The organism is Streptomyces sp. NRRL WC-3605 (genome assembly GCF_001509795.1).
Taxonomy (GTDB): Bacteria; Actinomycetota; Actinomycetes; order Streptomycetales; family Streptomycetaceae; genus Streptomyces; species Streptomyces viridochromogenes.
In genome coordinates this window covers 223645-246610 of record NZ_LLZN01000091.1, presented here as the reverse complement: position 1 = coordinate 246610, position 22966 = coordinate 223645, and the positions used below count along the sequence as shown (strand labels likewise).

The following is a 22966-nucleotide window of genomic DNA, read 5'->3' as shown; positions in this document are numbered from 1 at the left end:
CCGGGGCTACCACCAGGCGGAGTCCAGCCGGCCCTCGATCGCCCGGAGGTTCTCGCGCGAGCAGGTGTCGCAGAAGTGGACCCGGACGCCGTTCTCCACGGAGCAGGTCCAGGTGGGCCTCGGTTCCTCGCTGCGAGCGCCGCAGCGGGCGCACACCATCGGCCGGGACTCGGCGTCGGAGCCGCGGTCACCGTCGCTGCCGGGAGGACTCGTCACCCACCCGACGATAACGCCGGCGCCGGCCGGGCGTCCGGACAACGCACGGCGGGGGCCGCTCCGTTCATGACGGATCGGCCCCCGCGGGAGTCGCTGCCCTGCCGGTGGGAAGACCCACCGGCCGGCGGTGCGGCGATTACTGCATGACCGCCATGGCGAGCGCGCGGCGGGCGCGCATCGAGGCGCGCTCGGCCCGGCGCTGCATCCGGCGAGCGGTCGCCAGGCGCACGGCCTGGCGCTCCCGCTGCGCCTCGCGCTGGAGGTCGTGCATATGCGCACGTGCCAGGGCTTCTTGGATGAGTTGCATCTCTCGGTTCCTGTTCTGGCGCGAGGTGGTGGCGCCACTGGTGGTGAAGTCTTCAGGCGCGGAGCCTGCGGTCTCGTCGGTGGACGGCTTCATCGGGGCCTGCTTCTGGGGGTCGTGCGTGAGGGGGCGGTCGATCGTTCCGGTGATGTTCATGCCGTGACCGGGTTCTTGCGCGGGCGGCCACGCGGCCGCTTCCGGGCGACGACGACACCCTGGACGAACAGCTCGCCACCCCAGACTCCCCAGGGCTCACGCCGCTCCTTGGCGCCGGCGAGGCAGGCCTCCATCAGCGGGCAGGTGCGGCAGAGGGACTTGGCGTACTCGACGTCCGCCGGCGACTCGGCGAAGAAGACCTCCGGGTCGTAGGAACGGCAGGGGACGGGCACGCCGAGGTTCTCGATGGCGTCGTCGAGCGCGGTGAGCGCGGTGAGGGGGATCAAGGTCGGGTCCTCCGTGGAGCCAGGCTTGGGAATCACGTCTGAAGGCGGTACGGACGGGGCGTGCGCTTCGAGTTGCACGGTTCGTCTTCCTCGTCTGTTCGTTCCGGTCCTGTTGGACCGGTTGGCGGCTGGTACCGGGTCTTGCCTGTCCCGAGGCCCCTTCGCTCTGCCGTCCCGTGTGTGAGGACAAACAGAAGGGCCGCGGATCCCGGATGGGGTTCCGCGGCCCTGAAGGCGCCGGCCTGATCGTCGATCAGGCTGGATCACTCCAGGGTTCTGGCCCACGGAAGGCCCACATCTGGTGGTGCTGCGTCGTCTGCTTCCGGAATCCGGCACCGGTCGCCGTAAAGGCATAGGCCTGCGCCTGTGCCACTACTGCCGCTTCCAGTGCCTTGGTCGGTCGCTCATTGCGCTCACGGACGGGAAGGCCCGCGAGGGACACGGCGGACGCCGGACGAACGGCAGGAATGCCGGACAGACCGGTGCCCAGGTCCGAGGCGCCGAGCATGCACAGGGAGGCGACGACCGAGCGATCGGTCATTTTGGCGGTGCTGAAGGAGCTGGCGTTGATGCTGATCACTGGACTCGCCTCCTCTCGGCGTCTCGGGGGACTGGTGTGAACCAGTCCTGCGGGTATGCAAGTACATCACGGATCAGGGGCCTGCGAGAAGGCCTCCGTTCGCGTGGTTAAGAACCTATGGGGATTGCTGGGGCATGCGCAAACTATTTTTGCGACGAGTTCTTCTCAGCCTCCCATCTCGCTCTCCCCGACCTCCTGACCTGCGCATATGGCCAGCACGTCGGCTCCGTAGCGATCGAGCTTCCGTTTGAGGAGACCTGGAATACGGGCCAACTCATCCGGACTGCCCGGCTCCGCCTCGGCGATCGCCATCAGGGTCCGGTCCGTGAAGACGCAGAAGTCGGGCTGGCCGCTGCGCCGCGCCTGGTCGGCCCGCCAGTCGCGCAGGCGCTCGTACAGTCCCTCGTTCATGTCGGAGGGGCAGCTCTCACAGCGCATCAGCTTCATCTCACCGGCGTCGATGAGGGTGCGCCCGCAGACCCGGCAACGGGCCGGGCTGCGCTGCCTGCGTCTCGGGGCGTCCTCGCGCCGGCCGGTGGAGCCGCGCGTGTACCCCCGCTCGACGCCGCCGGTCCCGCCTCCGGAAGCCGCCCGGCCCGCGGCGCCTCCGGAACCGGGGCGCAGTCCGTCCAGGAAACGGCTGGGACGGCGGTTGGGGCGGCCGCCGGGGGCGCGGGTCAGCGCCCAGGAGACATGGAGGTGGCGCCGGGCGCGCGTGACACCCACGTACAGGAGGCGGCGCTCCTCCTCGACCTGTTCGTCGGTCTTGGCGTACGAGATCGGCATCATGCCCTCGGCCACGCCGACCAGGAAGACGGCGTCCCACTCCAGGCCCTTCGCCGAGTGCAGGGAGGCGAGGGTGACGCCCTGGACGGTGGGGGCGTGCTGGGCGTTCGCCCGCTCGTCGAGCTCGGCGACCAGGTCGGCGAGGGTGGCGCCGGACTTGGCCGCGGCGAAGTCCTGCGCGAGGTGGACGAGGGCGGCCAGCGATTCCCAGCGCTCTCTGACGGCACCGGAGCCGGCCGGCGGCTCGGACGTCCAGCCCTCCCCCGACAGCACGGCACGCACCTGCGAAGGCAGGTCCACGGCGTCGTCCAGGAGCGAGTCGTTGCCGCCGAAGCGGGCCGCGCCGCGCAGGGCGACGCTCGCCTTGCGCACCTCTGGCCGGTCGAAGAACCGCTCGGCGCCGCGCAGCTGGTAGGGGATGCCGGCGTCGGCGAGGGCCTGCTCGTAGGTCTCGGACTGGGAGTTCGTCCGGAACAGGACGGCGATCTCGGCGGCCGGCACACCGGCGTCCATCAGGTCGCGGATACGCCGGGCGGCGCCCTCCGCCTCGGCCGGTTCGTCGGTGTACTCGGTGTAGACGGGCTCGGGGCCGGGGTCGCGCTGGGAGACCAGTTCCAGCCGGTGGTCGGCGGCGCGGCCGCGGGCCTGGGAGAGCAGACCGTTGGCGAGGCGGACGACCTGGGGGGTGGAGCGGTAGTCGCGGACCAGTTTGACGACGGTGGCCCCGGGGTGGCGGGAGCGGAAGTCGAGCAGATGGTCCGGGGTGGCACCGGTGAACGAGTAGATCGTCTGGCTGGCGTCCCCGACCACGCAGAGGCTGTCGCGGTCGCCGAGCCACAGCTCCAGCAGGCGCTGCTGGAGGGGGCTGACGTCCTGGTACTCGTCGACCACGAAGTGCTGGTACTGGGAGCGCACCTGTTCGGCGATGTCCTGCCGGTCCTGGAGGACGGCGACCGTGAGCAGCAGGACGTCCTCGAAGTCGATGACGGCGCGGTCCCGCTTGAGGTCCTCGTAGACGGTGTAGAGCTGGGCGATCTCGGCCGGGTCGCGGGGGGCCTCACGGCCGGCCTTCGCGGCGGCGAGCGCGTAGTCGGCGGGGATGGTCTGGGTGACCTTGGACCACTCGATCTCGGCGGTGACGTCCCGCAGCTCGTTGCGGTCGAGGCGGATGCGGCAGGCGGCAGCCGCGTCGGCGACGAGCTGGATCTTGCGGTCGACGAGGCGCGGCATGGAACCACCGACGGCTTTCGGCCAGAAGTACTGCAGCTGCCGCAGCGCGGCCGAGTGGAACGTGCGGGCCTGGACCCCGGCGGCGCCGAGCTGGCGCAGCCGCCCGCGCATCTCCCCCGCGGCGCGGGCGGTGAAGGTGACGGCGAGGACGCTGGCGGGCTGGAGGATGCCCGCGCGCACCCCGTAGGCGATGCGGTGGGTGATGGCCCGGGTCTTGCCGGTACCGGCTCCCGCGAGCACGCACACCGGACCGTGCAGGGCGGTCGCCACCTCGCGCTGCTCGGGGTCGAGCCCGTCGAGCACCGCGTCGGGGGAGGCCGGTACCTGCGGGAAGAGGGTGGAGTGCGTTGCTGCTGTCACACGTTCATGCTGCCAGGTCGCCGGAGACGGCCGCGCAGGTTGTCCACAGGCGGGCAGGGATAGTCGTACGAATGCGGCAGGCGTCACGCGCCCGGCATACCCCGGGTGGGAATGGAGCGCCGCCGCTGTACGTTCCCCCACCGGACGACCTGATCCCCGAGCCATCCGAGGAGCGCGCGAGACATGCAGGGCACTGTGACGATGTACAGCACCACCTGGTGCGGCTACTGCCAGCGGCTGAAGAAGCAGCTGGACCGCGAGGGCATCGCGTACACCGAGATCAACATCGAGCAGGACCCCGAGTCCGCCGCTTTCGTCGAGAAGGCCAATGGCGGAAACCAGACCGTGCCGACCGTGCTCTTCGCGGACGGTTCGACGCTGACCAACCCGTCGCTGGCCCAGGTGAAGCAGAAGATCGCCGTCTGAGCACACCTCTGATCCACACCTTGGGTCACCCATCTGCTCCACATCGCGAAGAGGGTGGCGGCCCGTGACCGGGCCGCCACCCTCTTCGTCTGCGTCCGTGCGCCTCGCCGCGGGTCAGACGACGCGCGTCGGCAGCTGCTTGCCGTACCAGAGCTCGATCAGCCGGGCCGCGATGGAGATGCCGTAGGGCGGCAGGACCTCGCCCGACTCGAAGGCCGCGCGCAGGTCGTCGCGGGAGAACCAGCGGGCCTCGTGGATCTCCTCGCCGTCGACCTGGATGTCGAACGAGGTGGCGCGGGCCATGAAGCCGAGCATGAGGCTGGACGGGAACGGCCAGGGCTGGCTCGCCACGTACTCGACCCCACCGACGGTGATGCCGGCCTCCTCGAAGACCTCGCGCCGCACGGCCTGCTCGATCGACTCCCCCGGCTCGACGAAGCCTGCGAGCGTGGAGAAGCGGCCCTCGGGCCAGTGCACCTGGCGGCCGAGGAGGATGCGGTCCTCCTCGTCGGTGACGGCCATGATCACGGCCGGGTCGGTGCGCGGGTAGTGCTCCGCGCCGCAGGCGGGGCAGCGGCGGATGTGCCCGGCGGCGGCGATGACGGTGCGCTCGCCGCAGCGGGAGCAGAAGCGGTGGGTGCGCTGCCAGTTCTCCAGACCGACGGCGTGCACCATCAGGCCCGCGTCACGCGGTGACAGCAGCAGTCCTGCCTCGCGCAGCCCCGCCGGTCGCGCGGACTGGTCGATACGGCCGGGCAGGGCGTCCTTCTGCAGGGCGAAGTAGCTGACGCCGTCCTCGTCGATGCCGAGGAAGTACCGGTGCGCCTCGGTGAGGGGTGCCTCGAACGAGGGGGTCATGACGAGTTCGGTACGTCCGTCCGGCGTCTCGTCGATCAGGACCTGGCCGCCGGAGACCACGAAGCAGCGGGTCGTGGGGTGGCTCCACGCCGCCGCCAGCCAGGCCTCGTCGAGCCGGTGGTGGGCGGCGCGGTCGATGCCGCTCGGGGCGGTGAGCGAGACGGGTCGGTCGGCGGTGTGGTCGGTCGAGGTGGTCACGGGTGCTTCCAACTCCCCCAGTGGAACGGTGTGCTTCGACGGGTGGATCGGCGGGACGTGGGACTTGAGGTGACCGGGGGCGGCAGCGCTCGGCGTGGTGCGGCGGCGTCTCCAGTGTGCCGCGCGCGCGGTGCCGCTCCGGGTGGGGGCGGTGTGTCAGGGCTCATGACGCCAGTGCGCGGCGAGGTCGCCCCACAGGTAGGCGGTGGTCTCGACGCCTTTGAGGAGCAGGTCGAGCTCGACCTTCTCGTTCGGGGCGTGCCAGCCGTCGGAGGGGACGGAGATGCCGAGGAAGAGCACGGGCGCGCCGAGCACGTCCTGCAGGTCGGCGGCGGGCCCGGAGCCACCCTCGCGCGTGAAGCGGACGGGCCCCTCGAAGGCGCGGCCCATCGCACGCACGACGGACCGCAGGGCCGGGTGGTCGAGCGGCGTCAGGCACGGACGGGTGGCGCCGCTGAAGGTGATCTCGCTGCGGATCCCCGCGGGCACCTGCTCGGCGGCCCACGCGCGGACGGCCTTCTCGATGTGGTCGGGGTCCTGTCCCGCGACCAGCCGGAAGGACAGCTTCACCATGGCGGACGACGGGATGATCGTCTTGCTGCCGGGGCCCTGGTAGCCCCCGCCGATCCCGTTCACCTCGGCGGTGGGGCGGGCCCAGACGCGCTCCAGCGTGGTGTGGCCGGCCTCCCCGTGGGCGGCGTGCGACCGGGCGGTGCGCAGCCACCGTGCCTCGTCGAAGGGCAGCTCGGCGAAGAGCTCGCGCTCGCGGTCGGTCAGCTCCACGACTCCGTCGTAGAAGCCGGGGATCGCCACGCGCGCGTGTTCGTCGTGGAGGGCGGCGACCAGGCGGGCGACGGCGGTCGCAGGGTTCGGGACGGCGCCGCCGAACGAGCCGGAGTGGATGTCCTGGTCGGGGCCGTGCAGCCGGATCTCGCACTCGGCGAGGCCGCGCATGCCCGTGCACACGGTGGGGGTGTCCTCGGCCCACATGCCCGTGTCGGAGACGATCACCGCGTCGGCGGCGAGCCGGTCGGCGCGTTCCTCCACCAGAGCGCGGAAGTGCGGGGAGCCGGACTCCTCCTCGCCCTCGATCAGCAGCTTGAGGCCGACGGCCGGGGCGGTACGGCCGGTCGTGGCGAGGTGGGCCCGGACGCCGAGTGTGTGGAAGAACACCTGGCCCTTGTCGTCGGCCGCCCCGCGCGCGTACAGCCGTCCGTCGCGGACGACGGGCTCGAAGGGCTCGCTGTCCCAGCCGTCCTCTCGGGCGGCGGGCTGCACGTCGTGGTGCCCGTAGACGAGGACCGTGGGCGCCTCGGGGTCGTCGGAGGGCCAGTGCGCGAAGACGGCCGGGGCGCCGGGCGTGGGCCAGACCTCGACCGTGGGGAAGCCGGTCTCCAGCAGCTTGGCGGCGAGCCAGTCGGCGCTGCGGCGGACGTCGGGCGCGTGGACGGGCTGAGCCGAGACGGACGGGATGCGCAGCCATTCCGCGAGATCGTCGAGGAAGGCGGTGCTGTGCTGTTCGATGTACGTACGGACAGCGTCGTCCGGGGTCTGGCTCATGCTCCCGAGCCTATCGGCCCGCGCCGACATCCTGATTGGGCGGTTCCTCACACTCCGTCTCCCCGGCGGGCTCGCCGGTGAGCAGGCGTTCCAGCGCCGAGCGGTCCGGCAGGGCGTCCGGGCGTACGACCTCGCCGCTGCGGACGTACAGGAACGCGGCGCCGACCGACTCCAGGGGGACACCCTGCTGCTCGGCCCAGGCGAGCCGGTACAGGGCGAGCTGGAGGGGGTCGGCGGTGCGGGCGCGGTTGGTCTTCCAGTCGACGATCTCGTACGTCACCCCGTCGCCCTCGCCGTTGCGGTACACGGCGTCGATACGGCCGCGGACGACCCGGCCGGCGATCGCGAGCTGGAACGGGGCCTCCACCCGGTACGGCGTGCGGTGCGCGTACTCCGTTCGCTCGAAGGCATCCTTGAGGGCCTCCAGGTCGCGTTCGTCGGCGATCTCCGCCTCGCTGCCCGGCAGCTCGTCGGGCTCCAGCATCGGCAGCGTCAACTCTTCGAAGCGGGCTTCCACCCATGCGTGGAACCGGGTGCCTCGGCGTGCGGCGGGTTGCGGGGGGCGCGGCATGGGGCGCGCGAGTTCCTGCGCGAACCCGTCCGGGTCGGCGGCCAGCCGCATCAGCTGGGACGCGGTCAGGGACGCGGGCAGCGGTACGTCCGTGACGCTCGCGCGGGCACGCAGCAGCTCGCCGGAGAGGGCGTCGAGGTCGCGGTCCCAGGAGGCGAGGGTGCGGGCCTCCTCCGGTGTGAGGTGTTCGTCGTCCGAGGTGCGGGGGCGCGGCGGCGGCGCCTGGTGCGGGATGGAGGGGCGCACGGGGGTCCGTGGCTCCGGCGGGCGGGGGCGTCCGTGTTCGGCGGTCGGGTCGGGGGCGGCCTCGTCGGGGGCTCTCTCGCGCGGGGCGTCGTCGTAGCGGGCGCCGTCGTAGGCGTCGTCCTCGAAAGGGGCCTCGTCGAGGGGGGCGTCGTCCCAGAGTCCGGACGCGTCAGGGGCGTCGGCCACGGGCTCGTCGCCCAAGGGGCCGTACGCGGGGTCCTCGTCCTCGTCCGGCGGGGGCGGCCAGTCGGGGTCGTCGTAGGTCTCGGGGTCGTGCGTCGCGACTGGGTCGTCTTGGGACGCCAGCTTCTCCAGGTGCGCGAGGACCGTCTCGGCGGCCGCGCGGCGTCGGGCCAGGGCGGTCTCGTCCAGGGGCAGGGGCCAGGCGTGCTCGGCGCCCTGCCGGAGCAGGGCCGGGTTCTCCGCGCCCTCGGCCGGCTCGTCGGCCCACACCTCGATCTCGCCGTAGCCGGCCGCGCAGTGGTCGTGGAGGGCCAGCAGGAAGTCGGAGGGCCCACGGGGCTTCTTCTGGCTGGGACCCCACCAGTGGCCGGAGCCGAGGAGCAGCGAGCGGGGTCGGGTGAAGGTGACGTAGCCGAGGCGCAGTTCCTCGGTGTGCTGGTGTTCCTTCATGGCCTCGTGGAAGGACTTGAGGCCCCGGGAGTCCCAGGAGGTGACGTCGGGGAGCGTGTCGGCGTCGCCGCGCAGCTCGTGCGGGAGGACCTTGCCCTGCGCGGTCCACTTCTCACGGCCCTGGCTGCTGGGGAAGGTGCCGGTGACCAGGCCGGGGACGGCGACGACGTCCCACTCCAGGCCCTTGGACTTGTGCGCGGTGAGCACCTTGACGGTGTTGTCGCCGCCCGGCAGGGCGTTGTCGAGGCCCTTCTCGTACTGGGCGGCGGTGCGCAGGAAGGCCAGGAAGGCGAGCAGGGAGGCCTCGTGGTCGCCGGCCGCGAAGGAGGCGGCGATGTCGAGGAAGTTGGACAGGGTCTCGCGGCGCCGGGCGGCGAGCGCGTGCGGGGAGGCCGACAGCTCGACCTCCAGGCCGGTGACGGCGAGGACGCGGTGCAGGACGTCCATGAGCGGGTCGGACAGGGAGCGGCGCAGGTCGCGCAGCTCGGCGGCGAGCCGGGCGAAGCGCACGCGCGCGTCCGGCGAGAAGGGCAGCCCGTCGTCGTCCCCGGCGCCGTCCAGTGGCGTCTCCAGGAACGTGTCGAGGGCGTCCGCGAGGGAGATCACCTCGGCCGGGTCGATGCCCTCGACGGCCTCGGCGAGACGGCGGTCGGGGTCGTCGTCGCCGTCCACGCGCGCGTGGGACACCAGCAGGCGGGCGCGCCGGCCCAGCAGGGCGAGGTCGCGCGGCCCGATGCGCCAGCGCGGGCCGGTGAGCAGCCGGACCAGGGAGGCGTTGGCGCCGGGGTCCTGGAGGACCTCGCAGACGGCGACCAGGTCGGCGATCTCGGGCAGGTGGAGCAGGCCCGACAGGCCGACCACCTCGACGGGGACGTCCCGGGCGACGAGTGCCGCCTGGATCTCCGCGAAGTCGGTCGCCGTACGGCACAGGACGGCGATCTCGCCAGGCGCCTTGCCGGTGTTCACCAGGTGGGCGACTGAGTCGGCGATCCAGTCGATCTCCTCGGCGTGGGTGCTCAGCAGGGCGCAGCGCACGATGCCGTCGCGCTCGGCTCCCGGGGCCGGGCGCAGGGCCTCCACGCCCGCGTGCAGGGCGCGCAGGGGCTCCGCGAGGCCGTTGGCGAGGTCGAGGAGGCGGCCGCCGCTGCGGCGGTTCTCGCTGAGGGCCTGGCGGGTGGCGGGGCGGCCGTCGGCGTGGGCGAAGTGCTCGGGGAAGTCGTCGAGGTTGGCGACGGAGGCGCCGCGCCAGCCGTAGATCGCCTGACAGGGGTCGCCCACGGCGGTCACCGGGTGGCCGGTGCCGTCGCCGAACAGCCCGGCGAGGAGGACGCGCTGGGCGACGGACGTGTCCTGGTACTCGTCGAGGAGGACCACCCGGAACTCCTCGCGCAGAAGGCGGCCGACCTCGGGCATCTGTGCCAGGCGCGCCGACAGGGCGATCTGGTCGCCGAAGTCGAGCAGGTCCCGTTCGCGCTTGGCGGCCCGGTAGCGGACGACGAGGTCGGCGAGCTCGCGGCGCGCGGCGGCGGCCTCGGGGACCTTGCGCAGGTCGGCGTTGCTGAGCTTGGTGCCCTGGAGCGTGAGCAGCAACCGGGCGTCGTGGGCGCGCAGCGCCTCGGGGCGCACGAGGTGCTCGGACAGTTCGGCGTCGAGGGCGAGCAGGTCGCTGACGAGGTCGGCGAAGGAGCGGGTGAGGGCCGGGTAGGGGCCGGGGGCCTCGCGCAGCACGCGCGCGGCGAGCTGGTAGCGGGTGGCGTCCGCGAGCAGCCGGGAGGTCGGTTCGAGGCCGATGCGCAGGCCGTGGTCGGTCAGCAGGCGGCCCGCGAACGCGTGGTACGTGGAGATCACCGGTTCGCCCGGCGGGCGGTCCGGGTCGATGGCGTCGGGGTCGGTGACCCCGGCCCGGACGAGGGCCTTGCGGACGCGTTCGGCGAGTTCGCCGGCGGCTTTGTTGGTGAAGGTCAGGCCGAGGACCTGTTCCGGCGCGACCTGGCCGGTGCCGACCAGCCAGACCACGCGGGCCGCCATGACGGTCGTCTTGCCCGATCCGGCGCCGGCCACGATCACCTGCGGGGCGGGCGGCGCGATGATGCAGGCCGTCTGCTCCGGGGTGAACGGGATGCCGAGGAGCTCTTTGAGCTGCTCGGGGTCGGTGATACGGGCGGGCACCTGAGGAAGGCTAGCGGCGGCCACTGACAGCGTGTGCCGGATCGCCCCCCGGGGCGGAAGAAGCGCAGGTCGGAGCGGGTGGTGCGATCCGTCACGCCGGTCGCGGGGGCCGGGTTCGGCAGCGTGGGGCGGGAGGGGACGGGGCGGGGCAGGGCGGTCACTCGACCACGTGCCGCCCCTCCGGGCGCGCGCTGCACGACGCGCGGAACGCGCAGTGCGTGCAGTGCTGGCCCGCCGTGGGCGCGAACCGCTCGTCGAGGACCTTGCCGGCCGCCGTGGCCAGCAGATCGCCGACCCACTCCCCCTCCGGGCCGTCCAGCGGCTGCTGCGCCTGCACCTTGGGCAGCGTGTCGCCGCCGTCCCGCTGGGCGGCGCCCTGACGCAGCTGGACGAGTTCGGCGCCGCCCGGCTCGGCCCGTACGCCGTCGAAGGCGTCGTCGACGGCGCCCTCGCGCACGGCCAGCTGGTAGACGGCGAGCTGCGGGTGGCGGGCCACCTCGGCCGCGCTGGGCGCCTGCTTGCCGGTCTTGAAGTCCACGACGTAGGCGCGTCCGTCGGCGTCGGCCTCGACGCGGTCCATCTGGCCGCGGATGCGCACCTCGAAGTCGCCCGCCTCCAGCGTCACGTCGAAGTCGTGTTCGCTGGCCACCGGCGTGCGGCCCGCGCGGTCCATCACATGCCACCGGAGGAAGCGTTCGAGCGCCACGCGCGCGTTGGCCTTCTCCTGCTCCGACTTCCACGGGGCGTCGAAGGCGAGGGCGTTCCAGACGGAGTCGAGCCGTTCCATGAGGACCGCGAGATCGGCCGGTGTGTGCCCGGAGGCGACCTCGTCGGCGAGGACGTGCACCACGTTGCCGAAGCCCTGGGCGACGGTGGCGGGCGCGTCGGCCTTCACCTCGCGGCCCAGGAACCACTGCAGGGAGCAGGTGTTGGCCAGCTGGTCCAGGGCGCTGCCGGACAGCACCACGGGCTGGTCGCGGTCGCGCAGCGGCACCTTCGACTCGGTGGGTTCGAACATGCCCCACCAGCGGTAGGGGTGGGCGGCGGGCACCAGGGGACGGCCGTCGTCGTCGGCGAGCGCGGCCAGCCGGGCCAGCCGGAGCGCCGCGGCCCGGCGCAGCGCGTCCGACGCGCGCGGGTCGACCGTCGTGGCCCGCAGTTCGGCGACGAGGGCGGCCACGGACAGCGGGCGGCGGGGGCGGCCGGTCACGTCGACGGGTTCCACGCCGAGTTCGGTGAGGAACCGGGACGGCTGGTCGCCGTCGTCGGCGGGTGCCTTCACGGCCGTGACGACGAGCCGCTCACGCGCGCGTGTGGCGGCCACGTAGAACAGCCTGCGCTCCTCGGCGAGCAGCGCGCCGGGGGTGAGCGGTTCGGCGAGCCCGTCGCGGCCGATGCGGTCGGCCTCCAGGAGCGAGCCGCGGCGGCGCAGATCGGGCCACAGTCCCTCCTGGACCCCGGCGACGACGACCAGGCGCCACTCCAGCCCCTTGGAGCGGTGCGCGGTCATCAGGCGCACCGCGTCCGGGCGTACGGCACGCCGGGTGAGGGTGTCGGCGGCGATGTCCTCGGCGTCGATCTCCTCCAGGAAGTTCAGGGCGCCCCGGCCGCCGGTGCGCTCCTCCGCGCGCGCCGCCGTCGCGAAGAGGGCGCACACGGCGTCCAGGTCGCGGTCGGCGTTGCGCCCGGCGGCGCCGCCGCGGCGGGCGGCGCGTTCCAGGCGGGTGGGCCACGGGGTGCCCTCCCACAGGTCCCACAGCGCCTCCTCGGCCGTACCGCCGCCCGCGAGGCGCTCGCGTGCCGTGCGCAGCAGGGCGCCGAGGCGCTGGGCGCCCCGCGCGTACGTGGGGTCGTGCACGGCGAGCCGCTCGGGCTCGGCCAGCGCCAGGGCGAGCAGTTCGTCGGAGGGCGGCGGCAGCGGGTTGCCCGCGGCCCGCTCCTCGTCCCGCAGGGCCCGTCCGAGGCGGCGCAGGTCGGCGGCGTCCATGCCGGCCAGCGGGGAGGCGAGCAGCGTCAGGGCGGTCTCGGTGTCGAGCCAGCAGGGGGCGGGCTCGGTCCCCTCGTCACCGGAAGAAGCGGGCACGGAAGACCCGGACTCGCCCGGCCCCTCCTCCGCGAGTCCCTGCCCCTGCTCCGCGAGTTCCTGCCGCTCCTCCGCGCGTCCTAGCCCCTCCTCCGCGCGTCCTTGCCGCTCATCCGCGCGTCCCTGCCCCGCCACCGCCGTGGCCACCGCGCGCAGGGCCGTCAGCAGGGGCGCGACGGAGGGCTCGTGGCGCAGGGGCAGGTCGTCGCCGTCGATGTCCAGGGGCACCCCGGCGGCCGTGAGGGCGCGGCGGACGGTCGGGATGGTGCGGGAGCCGGCGCGCACCAGGACGGCCATGTCGCTCCAGGGGACGCCGTCCTCCAGATGCGCCCGGCGCAGGATGTCCGCGATGTTGTCCAGTTCGGTGCCGGCCGTCGGGTACGTGTGGACCTCCACCCGGCCGCCCTCGCGGACCGCGGTGAGTTCGCGGTGGGCGCGGACTTTGTCGGCCGGGAGCCGGGTGAGCGGCATGCGCCGGGTCACCAGCCGGGTCGCGGCGAGGAGCGCGGCGCCCGAGCGGCGGGAGGTGCGCAGGACCTCGACGGGGGCGGGGCGGCCGTCCGCGCGCGGGAAGGTGTGCGGGAACTCCAGGATGCCGTTCACGTCGGCGCCACGGAACGTGTAGATCGACTGGTCGGGGTCGCCGAACGCCACGAGGGTGCGGCCGCCGCCTGCGAGGGCGCGCAGCAGCCGTACCTGGGCCGGGTCGGTGTCCTGGTACTCGTCGACGTACACGGCGTCGTACCGCGCGGCGAGCGCCTCGGCGGCGTCGGGCCGCCGGGCGAGCAGGACCGCGCGGTGGACCAGCTCGGCGTAGTCGAGGACGCCCTGGAGGTCGAGGACGTCCAAATACTCGGCGAGGAAGGAGGCGGCGGCCCGCCAGTCGGGGCGGCCGATGCGGCGCGCGAAGTCGTCGAGGGCGCCGGGGCCGAGGCCCAGCTCGCGGCTGCGGGCGAGAACCGCGCGGACCTCGTCGGCGAAGCCTCGGGTGGTCAGGCAGGCGCGCAGCTCGTCCGGCCAGCGCACATGGGCGAGCCCGAGCCGTTCCAGTCCGGGCTGGCCGGCGAGCAGCTCGCGGACGGTCACGTCCTGCTCCGGGCCGGAGAGCAGTCGCAGGGGCTCGACGAACAGGTCGTGGTCCTGGTGGGCGCGGACCAGGGCGTAGCAGAACGAGTGGAAGGTGGTGGCCTGGGGCGCGCGGGCGGCGCCGATGCGCAGGGCCATGCGGTCGCGCAGTTCGACGGCGGCCTTGCGGCTGAACGTCAGCACGAGGATGCGCTCGGGGTCGCCCCCGCGCGCGATGCGGGCCGCCACCGACTCGACGAGCGTGGTGGTCTTGCCGGTGCCCGGGCCGGCGAGAACGAGCATCGGGCCGCCGGTGTGGTCAACCACCGAGCGCTGGGCGGCGTCAAGACGAGGGGGAGCCGCCTGGGCCGGAGGGGTACGCACCAACCGGTAAGCGCCACGGGCCCCCTGTCGCACCGGGGTGTGCGACAGGCGCCTGGTGGAGGAAGAGGAGCTCACGTGGTTCGCCGGTCCTGGTGGGTGTGCAAGGGGTCGTCGCCGGCGCGCTGCGCCGTCGCCGTCAGGCGGTGGTCGGGGCCTCGGGCGGCCGCCTTCCGCGCGGGGAGGGCGGTGACCGCGGGGTGAGGGGGACACGCGCAGCCGACGCTACGCCGGGGGACAGCACGGAAGCAGGGCTTCCGCTTCATCCCTCGGGTCACTCCTGGCACCTGTGCCCCTCGCCTCACGAACGTACGTCATGCCTCGGACGTGCCCTCCTGCCCCGGAACGCGTCACGCGTCACACGGCGGGCCCGCCGATGGCGGAAGCTGTCAGGTGTGACCCTGTGCGCGTCCACCGCCGTCCCAGCGCGCGCGTCTCATGTCGAGGCGCGGCAGGTGGCCCCCGGCTGCCCTGCTCGCCTCCTTCAGAGGCGTGCCCTCGGCGCGGTAGTGCTCCAGTGCCCGCAGTTCGTGACCGGGCAGCAGGACGCCGTCCGAGCGGACCACCCGCCACCACGGGACGGCACCCCCGTAGAGGGCCATCACCCGGCCCACCTGACGAGGCCCGCCCTCCTCCAGCCACTCCGCCACGTCGCCGTACGTCATGACGCGCCCCGGCGGGATCAGCTCGGCGACCTCCAGGACCCGCTCGGCGTACTCCGGCAGCGCGTCCGTGTGCTCCGGCAGCGCGTCCGTGTGCTGCGGACGGGCGGCGTCCGGAAGGCTCTCCTCGCTCATCCGCCCCATCCTGCACCACGCCACCGACAACGCGACGCGCCCGCCACCGTGCGTAGCCCTCGCTCCGGGGCGACGCTTCGGGCAGACTGTGCGCCCCCGCGTTTGCACCCTGATGCCCCTGTGTGTCGGTGGGGCATGCCACCATCGTGCGGGCGGTGACTGGTGATACGAGATCAAGAAGAGACGATGAAGCAGCAGGGCGTGCACCCGGAGGACGCGGAGAGCACGTCCGGCGCTTCGTCGCGCCCTGACACCGCGCGCGCCGGCGACAAGGACCCGGAAGGGACCGCCGCCGACGAGGAACAGCAGGCCGGCGGGGGTTCCGACGCGGACCGCGCGGCCGGCGAGGGCACTGCCCCGGACATCGAGGAGGCGCACGCCGACGAGGTGGAGGGCGACGAACCGCTGCTGCCCGCGCGCGTGCACCGCCCCTCCGACCTCGTCCGGGTCCTGGCGGGCGTGCTGGGCATCGTGCTGCTGCTCGCGATCGCCGCGTTCGCGCACGGCACCACCTCGGGCCTCGAACAGGACATCAACAAGGGCACCGGGCAGGCGCCCGACGTGTTCAGCAAGCTCGCGGGTCTGGTCTCCAGCATCGCCATCCTGCTGGTCCCGGTGGCCTTCGCGATCGAACGGCTGATCAAGCGGGACGGGCTGCGCATCGCCGACGGCGTCCTGGCGGCCGTCCTCGCGCACGGGGTGACACTCGCCACAGACCTGTGGGTCGCGCGGGCGGCCCCGGAGTCCATCCGGGACGCGCTCACCCAGCCCTCCCCCGGTGACGTCGGCTCGCTCACCGACCCGGTGCACGGCTACCTCGCGCCGGTCATCGCGTACATGACGGCCGTGGGCATGTCCCGCAGACCCCGCTGGCGCGCGGTCCTGTGGGCGGTCCTGGTCCTGTACGCCTTCTCGATGCTGGTCACCGGCTACACCACGCCGTTCTCGATCCTGCTGACGCTGCTGATCGGCTGGGCCGTCGCCTACGGCACGCTCTACGCGGTCGGTTCCCCCAACGTCCGCCCGACCGGCCGGACGCTGATGGCGGGCCTGCGGCACGTCGGGTTCCGCCCGGTGAGCGCGGCCCGCGAGGAGGTCGCCGACACCCAGGAGACCGCCACCGACCGCGGCCGGCGCTACTTCGTCACCCTGGAGGACGGCCCTCCGCTGGACGTCACGGTCGTCGACCGGGAGCAGCAGGCGCAGGGCTTCTTCTACCGCGCGTGGCGCAACCTCACGCTGCGCGGCTTCGCCACCCGCAGCAGCCTCCAGTCGCTGCGGCAGGCCCTGGAGCAGGAGGCCCTGCTCGCCTACGCGGCCATCGCGGCCGGGGCCAACGCGCCCAAGCTGATCGCCACCTCCGAGCTCGGCCCGGACGCCGTGATGCTGGTCTACGAGCACACCGGCGGCCGCACCCTCGACTCGCTCGCGGACGACGAGATCACCGACGATCTGCTGCGCGACACCTGGCTGCAGGTCAAGGCGCTGCAGTCCCGCCGTATCGCACACCGCAGGCTCGTCGGTGACGCCATCCTGGTGGATCGTTCCGGCAAGGTGATCATCACCGACCTGCGGATCGGCGAGATCGCGGCGAACAGCCTGCTGCTGCGCATGGACATCTCCCAGCTGCTGGTCACCCTGGGGCTGCGCGTCGGCGCCGAGCGTGCCGTGGCCTCGGCGGTCGGCGTCCTCGGCCCCGATGCCGTGGCCGACTGCCTGCCCATGCTCCAGCCGATCGCGCTGAGCCGCTCCACGCGCGCGACGCTGCGCCGGCTCGCCCGGGAACGCGCCCAGCGTGAGCGTGACGCGGTCCTGGAGGCGTCCCGGCTGTCCAAGCAGGCCCGCAGCGAGGAGGCCGCCGCCGATACCGGCGTCGACTCCGAGAAGCTGGACAAGAAGACCGTACGGGCGCAGGCGCGCGCCGAGAAGCGGGCGCTGGACGAGGCTCTGGAGGACGCCCGCGAGGAGGACCTGCTCACGCTGATCCGGCACGAGGTGCTGCGCATCAGGCCGCAGGCACCGGTCGAGCCGGCCCGGCTGGAGCGGGTGCGCCCGCGCACCCTGATCAGCTTCATCGCGGGCGCCATCGGCGCGTACTTCCTGCTCACGCAGCTCACGCACATCGAGTTCGGCCCGCTCGTCGCGAACGCCCAGTGGGGCTGGGTGGCCGCGGCCGTGCTGTTCTCCGCCCTGAGCTACTTCGCGGCGGCGATGGCCCTGCTGGGGTTCGTGCCGGAGCGGGTGCCCTTCCGGCGGACGGTGGGGGCGCAGGTCGCCGGGTCGTTCGTGAAGATCGTCGCACCGGCCGCGGTCGGCGGCGTCGCGCTGAACACCCGCTTCCTGCAGCGCGCCGGAGTGCGGCCGGGGCTCGCCGTGGCGAGTGTCGGCGCGTCCCAGCTGTTCGGGCTCGGCTGCCACATCCTGATGCTGCTGTCCTTCGGCTATCTCACCGGAACCGAGAAGACGCCCTCGCTGTCGCCGTCCCGCACGGTGATCGCCGGTCTCCTGACGGTGGCGGTGCTGGTGCTCGTCGTGACGTCGGTGCCGTTCCTGCGGAAGTTCGTCGTCACGCGCGTGAGGTCGCTGTTCGCGGGCGTCGTGCCGCGCATGCTCGACGTGCTCCAGCGGCCGCAGAAGCTGGTCACCGGCATCGGCGGCATGCTGCTGCTGACCGCCTGCTTCGTGATGTGCCTGGACGCCTCCATCAGGGCGTTCGGCAGCGAGGGCACCTCGCTGAGCATCGCCAGCGTGGCCGTCGTCTTCCTCGCGGGCAACGCGCTCGGCTCCGCCGCCCCGACCCCGGGCGGTGTGGGCGCCGTGGAGGCCACCCTGACCGTCGGCCTGATCGCCGTCGGCCTGCCCAGCGAGGTCGCCGCGCCCGCGGTGCTGCTGTTCCGTCTGCTGACCCTGTGGCTGCCGGTGCTCCCCGGCTGGCTGGCCTTCAACCATCTGACCCGCAAGGGCGCGCTGTAGGACGCCGGCCGGCGGGCCGTGGGGACGTACTCCATGCCGGGCGCCGTACGGTCGAGGGGCACCGGACGAGCGTGGCGCCGCCGTACCTCGTACGGCCCGTGTCCCGGGCGCCGCGCCCCGCACGACCGCAGGATGGGATCATGCCGAACCCGCCCCGGCTGCGCGCCGCCACCCTGACCGCCGCCGCCCTGCTGCTGGCCTCCGCGCTGGCGGCCTGCGGGGACGACGACTCCGGTGACCGCGATCTGACGGCGCAGGAACTGACGTGGCGGGACTGCCCGGCGCCGTCGCAGGCGCAGGGAGGCGGGGGCAGCCCTTCGCCGCTGCCGGACGACGGCACCTGGCAGTGCGCCAGGATGAAGGCGCCGCGCGACTGGGACGACCCCAAGGGCGACACCATCGAGCTCGAGCTGATCCGGGTGAGGACCACCGGCCCCGAGAACCGCCGCATCGGCTCCCTGATCTTCAACTTCGGCGGGCCGGGCGGCTCCGGCGTCACCACGCTTCCGGCCTTCGGCGAGTCCTACGAGACCCTGCGCACCCGCTACGACCTGGTGAGCTTCGACCCGCGCGGGGTCGGCCGCAGCGCGCCCGTGTGGTGCGAGGACGACCAGCAGCTCGACGCCTACTTCCAGCAGGACGCGACACCGGACGACGCGGCCGAGCGCACCGAGCTCGTCGACAGCACAAGGGACTTCAACAACGCGTGCGAGAAGAACTCCGGCGAGATGCTCCCGCACGTCGGCACCACCGAGGCGGCCCGCGACATGGACCTGATGCGCCAGGTCCTGGGCGACGACAAGCTCCACTACTTCGGCATCTCGTACGGCACGGAACTCGGCGGCGTCTACGCCCACCTGTTCCCCGAGAAGGTCGGACGGGCGGTGTTCGACGCGGTGGTCGATCCGACCCAGACCCCCGAGCAGGAATCGCTCGCCCAGGCCCGGGGCTTCCAGCTCGCCCTCGACAACTTCGCCGAGGACTGCACCTCCCAGGCCGAGGACTGCCCGATCGGCGACACCCCCGAGGACGTCGAGAACCGCATCGCCACACTGCTGAAGGACCTCGACGGCAAGCCGATCAAGGGCATCTTCCCGCGCGAGCTCACGCAGACGGACGCCACCAACGGCATCGTGCAGGCGCTGTACTCCAAGGACTTCTGGCCCTACCTGACGGAGGGTCTTGAGCAGGCGTACGACGGGGACGGCAGCACCCTGATGCTGCTCTCCGACTCGCTGAACGGGCGCAGCGAGAACGGCGAGTACAACAACAGCACCGCCGCGAACGTCTCGATCAACTGCGCCGACGACAAGCCCCGTTACACCCCGGCGTTCGTGGAGGATCGGCTGCCGCTGTTCCAGAAGGCCTCGGATCTCTTCGGCGACGCCCTCGCCTGGTCGATGCTCAGCTGCACCGACTGGGCCGTGCCCGGCGCCGCGGATCACCCCGACGTCAGCGCGCCCGGTTCGGCACCGATCCTCGTCGTGGGCAACACCGGCGACCCCGCCACCCCCTACGGGGGAGCCCGGAAGATGGCGCGGGCGCTGGGCGACGGGGTGGGCGTCGAGATGACCTACAAGGGACAGGGGCACGGGGCGTACGAGAGCGACAACAAGTGCGTACGGGGCGCGGTGAACGGCTATCTGCTGGACGGGAAGGTGCCCCCGGCCGGGACGGTCTGCGGGTGAAACTCGCCAATCCCTTGCATATTCGCAGGTCAGACAGTTATCCACAGGGTCCGACGGGCTTTCCGTGATCCGCCTAGTATGGCCGGACCGCCCTCCGCTGCACGGTGCGGAGGGCCCGCGAGGGGGGACACGGCATGGCACGGTTCGTACGGTGGACGGCTCTGACGGCTGCCGCCGCGCTGCTCGCGACCGGGTGCAGCGGGGGCTCGTCGGACGACCCGAAGTCCGACGGGGACACGGGCGGCAGCAGCGCCTCGGCGCCGGCCAAGAGTTCCGAGCCGGCGCTGCCCTCCTCTCTGACCTCGCAGGACCTGGACTGGGGGCGCTGCAAGGCCACTGCGGGCTCGCCCGCACCGGGCGGCGAGTGGCAGTGCGCGACGCTCAAGGCACCGCTGGACTGGAAGAAGCCCGAGGGCAGGACGATCGATCTCGCGCTGATCCGCGCCAAGGCCACCGGGGACGACCGCATCGGCTCCCTGTTGTTCAACTTCGGCGGCCCCGGCGGCTCGGGCATCGCCACCCTGCCCTGGTACTCGGCGGGCGCGTCCGCGCTGCGCGAGCACTACGACCTGGTGAGCTGGGACCCGCGCGGAGTGGGGGCCAGCGAGGGCGTGCGCTGTCGCCGAGACCAGGAGATCCAGGCGTCCGAGGCCGTCGATCTGACGCCGGACACCCCGGCGGAGGAGACGGCGTACTTCCGTGACGCCGGGGACTTCGGCAAGGGCTGCCAGAAGGCCGGGGGCTCCCTCATTGCGCACGTGTCGACCACGGACACCGCGCGGGACATGGACCTGATGCGCCAGGTGCTCGGCGACCGCAAGACCCACTACTTCGGCATCTCGTACGGCACCGAACTGGGCGGCGTCTACGCCCACCTCTTCCCGAAGAACGTCGGGCGGATCGTCCTCGACGCGGTGGTCGACCCGAGCGCCGACGCGGCGGGCCACGCCGAGAACCAGGCGCTGGGCTTCCAGCGCGCGCTCAACAACTACCTGAAGTCCACCGGCAAGAGCGCGGAGGCGGGCACCCGTGAGGTGGTCGACCTGCTGAAGCGGATCGACGCGGATCCGCTGCCGACGTCGTCGAGCCGCAAACTCACCGAGTCGCTCGCGCTCACCGGCATCATCAGGCCGCTGTACAGCAAGGCCGGTTGGCCGACCCTGACCAGCGCGCTCCAGGCGGCCCAACAGGGCGACGGCACCGAACTCCTGGCCCTCGCCGACGAGTACAACGACCGTGAGGCGTCGGGGAGGTACGGCACGGGCAGCCACTCGCAGCGGGTCATATCGTGCCTGGACGACAAGCAGCGCCCGACGGCCGAGGACGCGAAGGAGCTGCTGCCGCGCTTCGAGAAGGTCTCGCCCGTGTTCGGCCCGATGCTGGGCTGGGACACGGCCGGCTGGTGCCACGACTGGCCGGTGTCCGGTCAGTACGACACCCCGGAGGTGAGCGCCGCGGGCTCGGCCCCGATCCTCCTCGTCGGCAACACCGGCGACCCGGCGACCCCCTACGAGGGGACGCGCCGCATGGCCGACGAACTCGGCAAGGGGGTCGGCGTGATGCTCACCTGGAAGGGCGAGGGCCACTCCGCGTACGGCAAGGGCAGCGACTGCGTGGACTCCACGGTCAACGCGTACCTGCTCAAGGGCACCGTCCCGAAGGACGGCAAGGTCTGCTCCTGACGACTCGCCCAAGATCTGTACGCGACGGCAACCCGCTGCGATCATGAACGCCGGGCAGAAGCCCGCAGACGTGGGGGGGTAGGACGATGCGTGACCTGATCGTGAGCCTGGTGCTGATCGTCGCAGTGTTCGCACTGCTGCTGGCACTCGGCAGCAGCATGGGCGGCGTGGAGACCGGCATCTGGGCGGTGGCGCTGCTGGCGGCGATCACTGTGGTGGTCCGCCGGTACGCACGACAGAGGCGGCTGGGCCAGTGACGTGAAGGCGTCGATCATCACCCTCTGATCGCCGATCACATCCGCGCCCGGCCAACTGGCCGCATACGCCGTTCCCTTCGGGTTGCCCTTGATGGCGAGCGCACCGTACCCGCACGCACTGACAACGGAGGCGGCTCAGCCCAGCTCGGCGAACTCGGCCGTCTCTGGGCCGTGCGAGGCCAACCGGCGCCGACCGACAACGACAGAAGCCCACGGCATCTGAGTAGTTCAGAGCCGTGGGCTTCCTCGGTCCCGCTGGTCGGCGGGAGCCTCGGTCAGTAGACCGGCTTGTTCGGTTCGATCTGGTTGACCCAGCCGATGACGCCGCCGCCGACGTGGACCGCGTCCGAGAAGCCCGCGGACTTCAGGACCGCCAGGACCTCCGCACTGCGGACACCCGTCTTGCAGTGCAGGACGATCTTCTTGTCCTGCGGGAGGGTCTCCAGGGCGGTGCCCATGAGGAACTCGTTCTTCGGGATCAGGCGGGCGCCGGGGATCGAGACGATCTCGTACTCGTTGACCTCGCGGACATCGATGATGTCGATGTTCTCGCCGTCGTCGATCCACTCCTTGAGCTGCTTGGGAGTGATCGTCGAGCCGGCCGCCGCCTCCTGGGCCTCCTCGGACACGACGCCGCAGAAGGCCTCGTAGTCGATGAGCTCGGTGACGGTCGGGTTCTCGCCGCAGACCGCGCAGTTCGGGTCCTTGCGGACCTTGACCTGGCGGTACTGCATCTCCAGGGCGTCGTAGATCATGAGGCGGCCGACCAGCGGGTCGCCGATGCCCGCGAGGAGCTTGATGGCCTCGTTGACCTGGATGGAGCCGATGGACGCGCAGAGCACGCCCAGGACGCCGCCCTCGGCGCAGGAGGGGACCATGCCCGGCGGCGGGGGCTCCGGGTAGAGGCAGCGGTAGCACGGGCCGTGCTCGGACCAGAACACGGAGGCCTGGCCGTCGAAGCGGTAGATCGAGCCCCACACGTACGGCTTGTTCAGCAGCACGCAGGCGTCGTTGACCAGGTAGCGGGTCGCGAAGTTGTCCGTGCCGTCGACGATCAGGTCGTACTGGCTGAAGATGTCCATCACGTTGTCGGCCTCGAGCCGCTCCTCGTGAAGGACCACGTTCACGTACGGGTTGATGCCCTTGACGGAGTCACGGGCGGACTCGGCCTTGGAGCGGCCGATGTCGGCCTGGCTGTGGATGATCTGGCGCTGGAGGTTCGACTCGTCGACCTCGTCGAACTCCACGATGCCGAGCGTGCCGACGCCCGCCGCGGCCATGTACATCAGCGCCGGCGAGCCCAGGCCGCCGGCGCCCACACAGAGCACCTTGGCGTTCTTCAGCCGCTTCTGCCCGTCCATCCCGACGTCGGGGATGATCAGGTGGCGGGAGTACCTGCGAACCTCGTCTACGGTGAGCTCTGAAGCGGGCTCGACCAGGGGTGGCAGCGACACGGAGAC

General features: G+C 72.6%; 16 protein-coding genes. 5 read left to right on the top strand and 11 right to left on the bottom strand.

The features are described from left to right. Positions 1-6: 6 nt before the first annotated feature. The 5 genes from ADL34_RS29785 to ADL34_RS29770 all read right to left on the bottom strand — a co-directional run bounded on the left by ADL34_RS29785 (position 7) and on the right by ADL34_RS29770 (position 3919). The gene (locus tag ADL34_RS29785; RefSeq protein WP_062668752.1) at positions 7-216 is read right to left on the bottom strand and encodes a hypothetical protein; all 210 of its coding nucleotides are present in this window, start codon (positions 214-216) and stop codon (positions 7-9) included. Between the two features lie 136 nt (positions 217-352). Beyond that, on the bottom strand, positions 353-676 hold the full coding sequence (locus ADL34_RS29780; protein WP_062668746.1) for a hypothetical protein: 324 nt from the start codon (positions 674-676) through the stop codon (positions 353-355). Next, complete coding sequence (locus ADL34_RS29775) at positions 673-1041, bottom strand: WhiB family transcriptional regulator (protein ID WP_062668745.1); 369 nt, start codon at positions 1039-1041, stop codon at positions 673-675. Before ADL34_RS29775 ends, ADL34_RS29780 begins: the two co-directional genes overlap by 4 nt. Positions 1042-1216: 175 nt before the next feature. Beyond that, on the bottom strand, positions 1217-1543 hold the full coding sequence (locus ADL34_RS35270) for a hypothetical protein (protein ID WP_079034204.1): 327 nt from the start codon (positions 1541-1543) through the stop codon (positions 1217-1219). A 165-nt stretch (positions 1544-1708) separates the two neighbouring features. After that, on the bottom strand, positions 1709-3919 hold the full coding sequence (locus ADL34_RS29770) for an ATP-dependent DNA helicase UvrD2 (protein ID WP_199835654.1): 2211 nt from the start codon (positions 3917-3919) through the stop codon (positions 1709-1711). Positions 3920-4102: 183 nt separating this feature from the next. On the opposite strand from ADL34_RS29770, the gene ADL34_RS29765 reads away from it, so the two are divergent. Further along, positions 4103-4345: a mycoredoxin gene (locus tag ADL34_RS29765; protein WP_062668743.1), complete on the top strand. Its 243-nt coding sequence runs from the start codon at positions 4103-4105 to the stop codon at positions 4343-4345. Between the two features lie 114 nt (positions 4346-4459). Here the strand turns inward: ADL34_RS29765 and nudC are convergent, their stop codons facing one another. The 5 genes from nudC to ADL34_RS29740 all read right to left on the bottom strand — a co-directional run bounded on the left by nudC (position 4460) and on the right by ADL34_RS29740 (position 14906). Further along, positions 4460-5401, bottom strand: coding sequence for an NAD(+) diphosphatase (nudC, locus tag ADL34_RS29760; protein WP_062668742.1), 942 nt, complete (start codon positions 5399-5401; stop codon positions 4460-4462). Between the two features lie 156 nt (positions 5402-5557). After that, positions 5558-6961 (bottom strand): dipeptidase, encoded by a 1404-nt coding sequence (locus ADL34_RS29755; protein ID WP_062668741.1) that lies wholly within the window; start codon positions 6959-6961, stop codon positions 5558-5560. Positions 6962-6971: 10 nt separating this feature from the next. Next, a complete protein-coding gene (locus ADL34_RS29750) occupies positions 6972-10580 on the bottom strand; it encodes an ATP-dependent DNA helicase (RefSeq protein ID WP_062668740.1) in 3609 nt (1202 codons plus the stop codon). A 157-nt stretch (positions 10581-10737) separates the two neighbouring features. Further along, entirely contained in the window at positions 10738-14187 is a 3450-nt protein-coding gene (locus tag ADL34_RS29745) for an ATP-dependent helicase (RefSeq protein ID WP_079034202.1), read from the bottom strand. A 311-nt stretch (positions 14188-14498) separates the two neighbouring features. Beyond that, on the bottom strand, positions 14499-14906 hold the full coding sequence (locus ADL34_RS29740) for an MGMT family protein (RefSeq protein ID WP_062668738.1): 408 nt from the start codon (positions 14904-14906) through the stop codon (positions 14499-14501). A 186-nt stretch (positions 14907-15092) separates the two neighbouring features. On the opposite strand from ADL34_RS29740, the gene ADL34_RS29735 reads away from it, so the two are divergent. The 4 genes from ADL34_RS29735 to ADL34_RS36245 all read left to right on the top strand — a co-directional run bounded on the left by ADL34_RS29735 (position 15093) and on the right by ADL34_RS36245 (position 21506). Next, a complete protein-coding gene (locus ADL34_RS29735) occupies positions 15093-17879 on the top strand; it encodes a lysylphosphatidylglycerol synthase domain-containing protein (RefSeq protein ID WP_199835653.1) in 2787 nt (928 codons plus the stop codon). A 140-nt stretch (positions 17880-18019) separates the two neighbouring features. After that, positions 18020-19567 (top strand): alpha/beta hydrolase, encoded by a 1548-nt coding sequence (locus tag ADL34_RS29730; RefSeq protein ID WP_062668736.1) that lies wholly within the window; start codon positions 18020-18022, stop codon positions 19565-19567. 134 nt (positions 19568-19701) lie between these two features. Next, on the top strand, positions 19702-21249 hold the full coding sequence (locus ADL34_RS29725; protein ID WP_062668735.1) for an alpha/beta hydrolase: 1548 nt from the start codon (positions 19702-19704) through the stop codon (positions 21247-21249). A gap of 86 nt (positions 21250-21335) precedes the next feature. Continuing rightward, the gene (locus tag ADL34_RS36245) at positions 21336-21506 is read left to right on the top strand and encodes a hypothetical protein (protein ID WP_159038997.1); all 171 of its coding nucleotides are present in this window, start codon (positions 21336-21338) and stop codon (positions 21504-21506) included. Between the two features lie 275 nt (positions 21507-21781). Here the strand turns inward: ADL34_RS36245 and moeZ are convergent, their stop codons facing one another. After that, positions 21782-22960, bottom strand: coding sequence for an adenylyltransferase/sulfurtransferase MoeZ (gene moeZ, locus ADL34_RS29720; protein WP_062668734.1), 1179 nt, complete (start codon positions 22958-22960; stop codon positions 21782-21784). Positions 22961-22966 lie beyond the last annotated feature (6 nt).

What these genes read in the sequence shown, in the direction of transcription:
- ADL34_RS29780 (WP_062668746.1), bottom strand. Translation starts at nt 676, where the DNA reads ATGAACATCACCGGAACGATCGACCGCCCCCTCACGCACGACCCCCAG.
- ADL34_RS29765 (WP_062668743.1), top strand. Translation starts at nt 4,103, where the DNA reads ATGCAGGGCACTGTGACGATGTACAGCACCACCTGGTGCGGCTACTGC.
- ADL34_RS29755 (WP_062668741.1), bottom strand. Translation starts at nt 6,961, where the DNA reads ATGAGCCAGACCCCGGACGACGCTGTCCGTACGTACATCGAACAGCAC.
- ADL34_RS29740 (WP_062668738.1), bottom strand. Translation starts at nt 14,906, where the DNA reads ATGAGCGAGGAGAGCCTTCCGGACGCCGCCCGTCCGCAGCACACGGAC.
- ADL34_RS29735 (WP_199835653.1), top strand. Translation starts at nt 15,093, where the DNA reads ATGAAGCAGCAGGGCGTGCACCCGGAGGACGCGGAGAGCACGTCCGGC.
- ADL34_RS29730 (WP_062668736.1), top strand. Translation starts at nt 18,020, where the DNA reads ATGCCGAACCCGCCCCGGCTGCGCGCCGCCACCCTGACCGCCGCCGCC.
- ADL34_RS29725 (WP_062668735.1), top strand. Translation starts at nt 19,702, where the DNA reads ATGGCACGGTTCGTACGGTGGACGGCTCTGACGGCTGCCGCCGCGCTG.
- ADL34_RS36245 (WP_159038997.1), top strand. Translation starts at nt 21,336, where the DNA reads ATGCGTGACCTGATCGTGAGCCTGGTGCTGATCGTCGCAGTGTTCGCA.